General features: G+C 27.7%; 5 protein-coding genes. All 5 read left to right on the top strand.

Features of this window, described 5'->3' with window-relative positions:
• The first annotated feature begins 29 nt into the window (after positions 1–29).
• Complete coding sequence (yajC, locus tag ACTHW2_RS09055) at positions 30–311, top strand: preprotein translocase subunit YajC (RefSeq protein WP_442263612.1); 282 nt, start codon at positions 30–32, stop codon at positions 309–311.
• Between the two features lie 116 nt (positions 312–427).
• Positions 428–799 carry a TIGR04086 family membrane protein gene (locus ACTHW2_RS09050; protein WP_442263611.1) on the top strand — a complete coding sequence of 124 codons (372 nt, stop codon included), beginning with the start codon at positions 428–430 and terminating at the stop codon, positions 797–799.
• 164 nt (positions 800–963) lie between these two features.
• On the top strand, positions 964–2,247 hold the full coding sequence (gene secD, locus ACTHW2_RS09045) for a protein translocase subunit SecD (protein WP_442263610.1): 1,284 nt from the start codon (positions 964–966) through the stop codon (positions 2,245–2,247).
• Positions 2,248–2,263: 16 nt separating this feature from the next.
• The gene (gene secF / locus ACTHW2_RS09040; RefSeq protein WP_442263609.1) at positions 2,264–3,130 is read left to right on the top strand and encodes a protein translocase subunit SecF; all 867 of its coding nucleotides are present in this window, start codon (positions 2,264–2,266) and stop codon (positions 3,128–3,130) included.
• 55 nt (positions 3,131–3,185) lie between these two features.
• Positions 3,186–4,073 (top strand): single-stranded-DNA-specific exonuclease RecJ (locus tag ACTHW2_RS09035; RefSeq protein WP_442263608.1); only part of this gene is annotated, 888 nt, incomplete at its 3' end.

Here is a 4,073-nt window from a genome sequence, read left to right as displayed (position 1 = left end):
TATAATAATATTAAAAAGGAGGGGAAAATATGAACCCACAACAAATTCAAGGATTAATAATTCCTATTGGTTTTTTAGTTATCTTTTACTTTTTTGCTATTAGACCACAAAAGAAAAAAGAAAAAGAAATCACAGCTATGAGAGAAAGTTTAAAGGTTGGAGATGAAATAATAACCATAGGAGGAATCTATGGTAAAATAATACTAGCTAAAGAAGACATAATCACTTTAGAAGTTGGATCTACAAAAACTAGATTAGATATTACTAGATGGTCAATAGGTAGTGTTATAAATTCTAATCAAACAAAATAAGCTTAAAAATTAAAATTAAATCAGTTAAATTATTTAAAAACTTCCTTAATAAGGAAGTTTTTGTAATAAATACCTCTTATCTTAAATAAATTAAAGTAAGATAGGAGGTGTTAGAATTGAAAAATAAGATTAACTTTAAGACTTTAATTAAATGTTTAACTTTATCATTTATTATAACTGTAGGTATGATATTTATAACTTCATTATTATTACAATATACATCTTTGAAGGAAACTAAGCTTATTATAATAAATAATATAATAATGATTATTAGTATATTTATCCCTAGTATGTTTTTATCATTGAAAATAAAAGAAAAAGGTTGGCTTAATGGTCTATTGCTAGGAATATTTTACTATATAATATTTTTATTGTTTAATATTGTATTCTTAAAAGAAAGTATAATAATTTTATTTGCTATAACAAAATTGTTACTTGCTGGCTTAGTAGGTTCTATAGGTGGAATAATAGGTATTAACTTGAAATAGAGTAAAAATAAAACTTTAAATAAAAAAATCTATATGTTATAATAGACAAGATATACTTATAAATAAATGTAAAAAAGTAGTGTTAATACACTGCTTTTTTATATTTATAAATTTGATACTATTTTATTAGAAAATCAAAAATAGAAATGTATTGGAGGAAGGGAATGAAAAATAAAAACATCATCATACTTGTTTTAATAGTAGCTATTGTTGCAGGAGGAGTTTTTGTAGCTTTAGAGGGAATACAAGTAGGAGATTTTAAGCTTGAAAAGGCAAAGGATGAGGTAGAATTAGGGCTAGAACTTGCAGGAGGAGTATATGTAGTTTTAGAGGCTGAAACCGATGCTAAAGGAGAAGAACTAAGGAAGTTAATGGAACAAACTAAAGCAATACTAAGTCAAAGAGTAGATGGACTAGGTATTGCAGATCCTACTATAGTTATAGAAGGTGAGAAAAGAATAAGGCTAGAACTTGCAGGAGCAGAGGATCCTCAAGAAGCTATTGATTTGATTGGAAAAACAGCACAACTGCAATTTATAGATCCAAATGATAATGTAGTTATAAGTGGTAAAAATGTAACTGATGCAGATGTAGCTTTTCAACAGAATGCAATTGGAAAAGAGGTTCCTGTAGTAACATTAGAGCTTGATAAAGAAGGAACTAAAAGGTTTGGAGATACTACTGGTGATCTAATTTTAGAGGAAAAAGATGAAGATAGAATAATCTATATAGTTCTAGATGGAGAAGTTATATCTGCTCCACTTGTTTCTAATATAGATGATGGTGGAAAACCTATTGATGATGGAAAAGCAGTTATTACTGGAAACTTTGATATAGATACTGCAAATAATTTAGCAACTTTAATAAGAGCAGGTTCTCTACCGGTAGAACTTACAGAACAAACTACTTCACTTATAGGACCAAGTCTTGGGCTTGAAGCATATGAGACAAGCATAAAAGCTGGTGGAATAGCCCTTTTAATTATATTTTTATTTATGATATTAATGTATAAAATTCCTGGACTTATAGCATCTTTAAGCTTAACGGTATATACTCTTTTAACAGTTTATATAATGATTATATTAGGAGTAAAACTTACTCTTCCTGGAATACTAGGACTTATACTTTCTATAGGTATGGCGGTAGATGCCAATGTATTAATCTTTGAGAGAATAAGAGAAGAGTTATTACTAGGTAAGAGTCTTCGAGTTTCTGTTGATTCAGGATTTAAAAAGGCACTTTCTTCTGTAGTAGATTCAAATGTCACTACCTTAATAGCAGGTGCAGTGTTATATTACTTTGGTACAGGTCCTATTAAAGGATTTGGGATTACATTAATTATAGGTATAGTAGTGTCGGTACTTACTGCAATTATAATTTCTAGATCCCTTTTAAAAATAGTAGCATCTTTATCAAATAGTAAAAATATAAAATATTTCGGTGCATAAAGATAGGAGTGAAAAGATGAATGTAGTTAAAAATAGAAAGGTATATATGTTTATATCTTTAAGTATAATAATAATAGGAATTATCATGATGGTCTTTAAAGGCTTAAATTATGGTATTGACTTTACTGGCGGAACTATAATAAATATCGATGCTAATAAATTTATAGAAACTGAAGATATAAAGAAAATAACAGATAAAATAGATACAGATATGACCGTTGTATATAGTGGAGAAAACAAAGAAGATATAATTATTAAAAGTACCTTAAATGTTTCAAATAAAGACATGACATCTCTTAGCAGAGACTTTGAAGAAAACTATGATGTAGATGCTAAGAGTATAAACTCTAAAGCAGTTGGAGCATCCATAGGAGAAGAAACGAAAAATAAGGCTATACTTTCTACAGTTATAGCAACAGTACTTATGTTAGCATATATTACTGTTAGGTTTGAATTTACTTTAGGAGTATCAGCTATAGCTGCTTTATTGCACGATGTACTTATAACAGTCTCAGTTTACGCTATATTTAGATTACCTGTAAATGCTTCTTTTATAGCGGCTATACTTACCATAGTGGGATACTCTATAAATGATACTATAGTAATATTTGATAAAATAAGAGAAAATACAAGGTTTAATTCAAGAGGTAAATTTAAAGAAATTATAAACAAAAGTATAGGTAGTTCAATTAGAAGAACTATCAATACTACTATAACAACACTTACTGCTGTTATAGTACTTTATATTATTGGAGTTGAAGATATAAAAATTTTAGCGCTACCACTAATGGTAGGGATGTTATCAGGAACATATTCTTCTGTTTTCATAGCTCCAAATATTTGGTATGATATAAAATCATATAAAACAAGAACTGCTAAGTAGCAGTTTTTGTTTTATATATAGAAACAAATTTTAAATATTTATACGGAGTGATAATTTGGAAAAATGGTTTGTAAGAAATAAAAATATAGATTATAGGCAAATATCAAAAGATGTAGGAATAAGTCCTACCATATCTAAAATTTTAATAAATCGTGAGATTTCTTCAAAAGATTCTATTGAAATGTTTCTACATGGAAGTTTAAATAATCTTCATCCTTCTACTAGTATGAAAGACATAGAAAAAGCAGGGGAATTAATAAAAAAGAATATATCTGGGGATAAAAAAATTAGGATAGTGGGAGATTATGATGTTGACGGAGTGATGAGCATCTATGTACTATATACTAGTTTATTAAAATTAGGAGCGAATATTGATTATGTAGTTCCTGATAGGGTTAAAGATGGATATGGAATAAATAAAAGTATTGTAAAAAAAGCTAAAGAAGATAGTATTGATCTTATAATAACCTGTGATAATGGTATATCTGCATTTGATGCAGTAAATCTTTCTAATGAACTTGGAATAAAAATGATAATAACTGATCATCATGATTTTTCTTATCGAATTGAAAATGATAAGAAAAAATATATAGTTCCAAATGCATATGCTGTAATAAATCCTAAAAATCCTAATTGCAAATATCCCTTTAAAAAACTTTGTGGTGCTGGTGTTGCATATAAACTTGTAGATTATGTTTATGATTTATATGAAATGGATAAAAACAAGTTATATACTACTTTAGAATATGTAGCTATAGCTACTGTATGTGATGTTGTAGATTTGATAGATGAAAATAGAATTATAGTAAAATATGGGCTAAAACTAATAAATGATACTACAAATATTGGACTGAAAGCCTTGATCGATGTAAGTGGCATTAAAAATAAAATAAGAACATATCACTTGGGCTTTATAATAGGACCTACTATAAACGCTTCTGGA

The organism is Tissierella sp., from assembly GCF_052089545.1.
Lineage (GTDB): Bacteria > Bacillota > Clostridia > Tissierellales > Tissierellaceae > Tissierella_A.
This window is presented reverse-complemented; position numbering and strand designations above follow the sequence as displayed.

Excerpts from the sequence above, each read along its gene's own strand:
- yajC (WP_442263612.1), top strand. The coding sequence starts at position 30 with ATGAACCCACAACAAATTCAAGGATTAATAATTCCTATTGGTTTTTTA.
- secD (WP_442263610.1), top strand. The coding sequence starts at position 964 with ATGAAAAATAAAAACATCATCATACTTGTTTTAATAGTAGCTATTGTT.
- secF (WP_442263609.1), top strand. The coding sequence starts at position 2,264 with ATGAATGTAGTTAAAAATAGAAAGGTATATATGTTTATATCTTTAAGT.